The sequence below is a fragment of the uncultured Cetobacterium sp. genome, from assembly GCF_947039425.1.
GTDB lineage: Bacteria > Fusobacteriota > Fusobacteriia > Fusobacteriales > Fusobacteriaceae > Cetobacterium_A.
In genome coordinates, this window is the sequence record NZ_CAMQYW010000129.1 from 1 (window position 1) to 5134 (window position 5134).

At 30.9% G+C, this 5134-nt stretch carries 4 protein-coding genes; all 4 read left to right on the forward strand.

The annotated features are described in order from the left end of the window. The coding region (gene cobT / locus Q0V09_RS07385) for a nicotinate-nucleotide--dimethylbenzimidazole phosphoribosyltransferase (protein ID WP_297488045.1) at positions 1–869 on the forward strand (869 nt) is incomplete at its 5' end. A gap of 18 nt (positions 870–887) precedes the next feature. Continuing rightward, a complete protein-coding gene (gene radC, locus Q0V09_RS07390; protein WP_297488047.1) occupies positions 888–1580 on the forward strand; it encodes a DNA repair protein RadC in 693 nt (230 codons plus the stop codon). Positions 1581–1630: 50 nt separating this feature from the next. Then, the gene (gene uvrA, locus Q0V09_RS07395; RefSeq protein ID WP_297488050.1) at positions 1631–4465 is read left to right on the forward strand and encodes an excinuclease ABC subunit UvrA; all 2835 of its coding nucleotides are present in this window, start codon (positions 1631–1633) and stop codon (positions 4463–4465) included. 9 nt (positions 4466–4474) lie between these two features. Further along, positions 4475–5074 (forward strand): Holliday junction branch migration protein RuvA, encoded by a 600-nt coding sequence (ruvA, locus tag Q0V09_RS07400; protein WP_297488053.1) that lies wholly within the window; start codon positions 4475–4477, stop codon positions 5072–5074. The last annotated feature ends 60 nt before the right edge of the window (positions 5075–5134 follow it).

The window sequence follows — 5134 nt, forward strand, 5'->3', positions numbered from 1 at the left end:
GCCACTTTATAGCTTCGGCAGATAACGGGGTTATTGAGGAAGGGGTATCCTCTTGTCCACTTGAGTATACAAGAATAGTTTCAGAGGCTATGTTAAACTCTGTAGCAGCTATTGGAATACTTTGTGAAAGTTTAAATATTCCATTAAATGTAATCGATGTTGGAATAAATGGACATATTAAAAGAGAGTATGAAAATTTATATATTGAAAAAGTAGCTATGGGAACTAAGAACTTTGCCAAAGAACCAGCTATGTCACATTTAGAGATTGAAAAGGCTATTTTAGTTGGAATAAATATGATAGATAGAAAAAAAGAGTTTGATTTTTATTCAAATGGTGAGATGGGAATAGCTAATACTACAACAAGCTCAGCTATACTATATGCTTTAACTAAGAGTGATATAGATATGGTGGTAGGTCGTGGTGGTGGACTTTGTGATATTGGACTAAGTAAAAAGAAAAATATTATAAAAGAAGCTTGTAAAAAATATGATTTATTTAATAGTTCGCCAATGGAGATTTTGAGATGTGTTGGAGGTTTTGATATAGCTTGTATGGTTGGTCTTTATATTGGAGCTGGAAGAAATAAGAAACCCATGTTAATCGATGGGTTTATATCTGCTGTTGCTGCTCTTGTAGCTTGTAAGATGGAACCTAAAATTAAGGATTATCTAATTGGAACTCATATGAGCGAGGAACCTGGAATGAAGGTTGTAATGGAAGCTTTAAATATAAAAACTTTTTTACATATGGAGATGCGTTTAGGAGAGGGAACAGGAGCTGTTCTTGCCTATCCTATTTTAAAGGCAGCTATGAATATACCAAAGATTATGAAAACAAGAGATGAGGTTTATGAGATACTAAAGTAAATTTGTGAGGTGAGTATATTGGAAAAAAACCAAATGCTAGGACACCGAAAGAGATTACGAGAAAAGTATTTAAATTTAGGATATAAGGGTCTTTATGACTATGAAGTTTTAGAACTTATTTTAACTTCAATTATAAAGTTAAGAGATTGTAAGGGAATAGCAAAAGATCTGTTAAAAGAGTTTAAAAGTATTGGCGGAGTCATAAGAGCTGATATTAAAGATATTGAAAAGATAAAGGGTGTTGGACCTGAAACATCACTTTATTTAAAAGTTATAGGTGATATTATAGTTGGAGAATCCTATAGAGAAACTAGAACTTTAGATTTAAAAAGTTTAAAGGGAAAAAGTGAGCTTATAAACTATTTAAAAGAGGATATTGGAATTTTAAAAAGTGAGGAGTTTAAAGTGATATTTTTAAATTCAAACAATATGATTGTAAGTGATGAGATACTTTTTAAAGGGACTATAGATAGAAGTGTTGTATATCCTAGAAAGATAGTTGAAAGAGGGATATATACTAAAGCTAAAGGGGTTATATTTGTTCACAATCATCCAAGTGGGAATTTACAACCATCAAAAAAAGATATAGAGCTAACTTTAGAGATGCAAGACCTTTTAGATAAGGTGGACATAAGACTTTTAGATCATATTATAGTGAGTGAGGATTCACACTTTAGTTTTTACGAAAATGAATTAATTAAATATTACTAATATGAAGCCCTCTTGTTAATCAAGGGGGTCTTTTGCTAAGGAGGTTTTATATGTTAGATAAAATAACAATTAAGGGTGCTCGTGAGCATAACCTTAAGAATTTTGATGTGGAGATACCAAAATATAAATTTGTAGTAGTGACAGGAGTAAGTGGAAGCGGAAAGTCATCTCTTGCCTTTGATACAATATATTCAGAAGGTCAAAGAAGATATGTGGAAAGTTTATCAGCTTATGCTAGACAGTTTATAGGTCAAATGAAAAAACCAGAAGTTGATAGTATAGAGGGATTAGCACCCGCCATTTCAATTGGGCAGAAAACAACTAATAAGAACCCAAGATCAACTGTTGGAACAGTAACAGAGATATATGATTATATGAGACTTTTATTTGCTCATATAGGAAAGGCTCACTGTCCTGTATGTGGGAAAAGTGTTGAAAAGCAAAGTGTTGATGAGATAGTTGAAAATGTATATGAGAAGTTCAGTGATGGAGATAGAATGATGATTTTATCCCCTGTTGTTAAGGATAAAAAGGGAACTCATAAAAATTTACTTCTAAATTTAGTTAAAAAGGGTTTTGTAAGAGCTAGAGTTGATGGGGAGATACTATATATTGAGGATGAAATAGAACTTGATAAAAATAAAAAACACAATATTGAAGTTGTTGTAGATAGAATTGTTGTAGATAAAGAGGATGAAGATTTTAAAAGTAGATTAACAACAAGTATAGAGCAAGGAATTGAATTGTCTGAGGGAAGAATTATTATAAATGTTGGAGAAATTGAACAGGTATATAGTGAGAATTTTTCATGTCCAGATCATGAAGATGTAAATATTCCAGATTTAAATCCTAGACTTTTCTCATTTAATGCTCCTTTTGGTGCTTGTTCAGAGTGTAAAGGAATAGGGAAAAGACTTGAAATAGATGAAAGTAGATTAATAGAAAATGATAAACTTTCTATTTTAAAGGGTGGAATATATATACCAGGTGCAGCATCAGCTAAAAAAGGGTATGCTTGGACAATATTTGAATCAATGGCTAAGGTTTTTAATATTGATCTTGAAAAGCCTGTAAAAGATATGAGTAAAGATGAGATGGATATAATTTTATATGGAACTAAGGGTAAGATGTTTAGAGTTGATTATGATTCTAAAGAGTTTAGTTTTCATGGGGAAAAAGATTATGAAGGAATTGTAAGAAACCTTGAAAGAAGATATAAAGAGTCATTTTCAGAGAGCATGAGAGATGATATTGAAAATAGATTTATGATAGACAAGGTTTGTAAGGTTTGTCATGGAAAAAGATTAAAACCAGAGGTTTTAGCTGTGACTGTAAATGATAAAAATATTATAGATATAACTGAACTAAGTATAAAAGATTCCCTTGAATTTTTTATGAATCTAAAACTTACAAAGAAAGAGCAGGATATAGCTTCTGAAATATTAAAAGAGATAAGAGAACGTATAAGTTTTATGATAAATGTAGGACTTGATTACTTAAGTTTATCTCGTGAAACTAAAACCTTATCTGGAGGAGAGTCTCAAAGGATAAGGCTTGCAACTCAAATAGGATCTGGTTTAACAGGGGTTCTCTATGTTTTAGATGAGCCAAGTATAGGTCTTCATCAAAGGGATAATGACAAACTTTTAGGAACATTAAATAGATTGAAAGATCTAGGAAATACTTTAATTGTAGTGGAACATGATGAGGATACTATGTACCAGGCAGATTATATACTAGATATTGGTCCAGGAGCTGGAGTTTATGGAGGAGATATTGTAGCTAAAGGAACTCCAAAAGAGATAATGGAAAATGAGAACTCTATAACTGGAAAATATTTAAAAGGGGAGTTAAGTATTCCTGTTCCTGAAAAGAGATTAAAAGGTGAGAACTTTTTAACTTTAAAGGGAGCTAAGGGAAATAACTTAAAAAATGTAAATGTAGAGATACCTTTAGGAGTTTTAACAGTTGTAACAGGAGTAAGTGGAAGTGGGAAATCTTCTCTTATTAACCAAACACTTTATCCTATTTTATTTAATAAATTAAATGGTGGAAAGTTATATCCTCTACCATATGATAGTATAGAGGGATTAGAACATCTTGATAAGGTAATAGATATTGATCAAAGTCCAATAGGAAGAACTCCTAGATCAAATCCAGCAACTTATACAAAGGTATTTGATGATATTAGAGATATATTTGCAGAGACAAAGGATGCTAAAGCTCGTGGATACTCTAAGGGAAGATTCTCTTTCAATGTTAAAGGTGGTCGTTGTGAAGCTTGTCAAGGAGCTGGAATTATAAAGATAGAGATGAACTTCTTACCAGATGTATATGTTGAATGTGAAGTTTGTAAAGGGAAAAGATATAACAGAGAAACTTTAGAAGTTTATTATAAAAATAAAAATATATCAGATGTACTTGATATGAGTGTTGGAGAAGCTTATGAATTTTTCAAAGCTATTCCAAGTTTAGAGAGAAAGTTAAAAGTATTAGTGGATGTTGGTCTTGATTATATAAAACTAGGGCAACCAGCAACAACTTTATCTGGTGGAGAAGCTCAAAGAATAAAACTAGCTAGTGAACTGGCAAAATCAACAAGGGGAAAAACAGTTTATATTTTAGATGAGCCAACAACAGGACTTCATTTTGAAGATATTAGAAAACTTTTAGAGGTAATTAAAAGATTAATAGATAAAGGAAATACAGTTATAATTATAGAGCATAATTTAGATGTAATAAAAAATGCAGACTATGTAATTGATATTGGGCCAGAGGGAGGGGCTGGTGGTGGAAAGGTAATACTAACTGGAACACCTGAAAAAATAGCAGCATCTAAAAAGGGATATACAGGAAAATATTTGAAAAAACTACTGAAAAAATAAGGAGAAAAAATGTTTGAATACTTAAATGGAAAGATAACTGTTAAGAGACCAGAGTATGTGGCAATGGATGTAAATGGAGTTGGGTATAGAGTATATATAACTTTAAAAACATATGACAAGGTTGTTTTAAATGAAAATAAGCAACTTTATATTTATAATGTAATTAAGGAGGATGCTTTTAAACTTGTTGGATTTTTAGAGGAGAGGGAAAGAGCTCTCTTTGAAATGTTAATAGGAGTAAGTGGTATAGGATTATCACTTGCTCTTGCTATAATGTCAACATTTTCAATAGATAATATTAGAGAGATAGTTTTAAATGAGGATTTTAAAACTTTAAAAAAGGTTCCAAAACTTGGAGAGAAAAAGTCTAAACAGATTATAATTGATTTAAATAATAAGATGAAAACTTTAAATTTAATGTCAATGGAGGAGCCACAAGAGGATTCAATGAACTTAATGATAGAGGATGAACTTTACTTAGCTCTTGAATCTTTAGGTTATAGTAAAAAGGAAATAGATAAACTTATAAGTAAAAATGAATTAAGAGAGTTTAAAACTTTAGAAGATGCAATTAAGGGAGTTTTAAAAAAAATTCAGATAAGGGGATGATACTATGAGAAAAATCTATGTTCTAGATACAAATGTTTTAATACATGACCCAAGAAGTAT

What these genes read in the sequence shown, in the direction of transcription:
- ruvA (WP_297488053.1), top strand. Translation starts at nt 4,475, where the DNA reads ATGTTTGAATACTTAAATGGAAAGATAACTGTTAAGAGACCAGAGTAT.
- uvrA (WP_297488050.1), top strand. Translation starts at nt 1,631, where the DNA reads ATGTTAGATAAAATAACAATTAAGGGTGCTCGTGAGCATAACCTTAAG.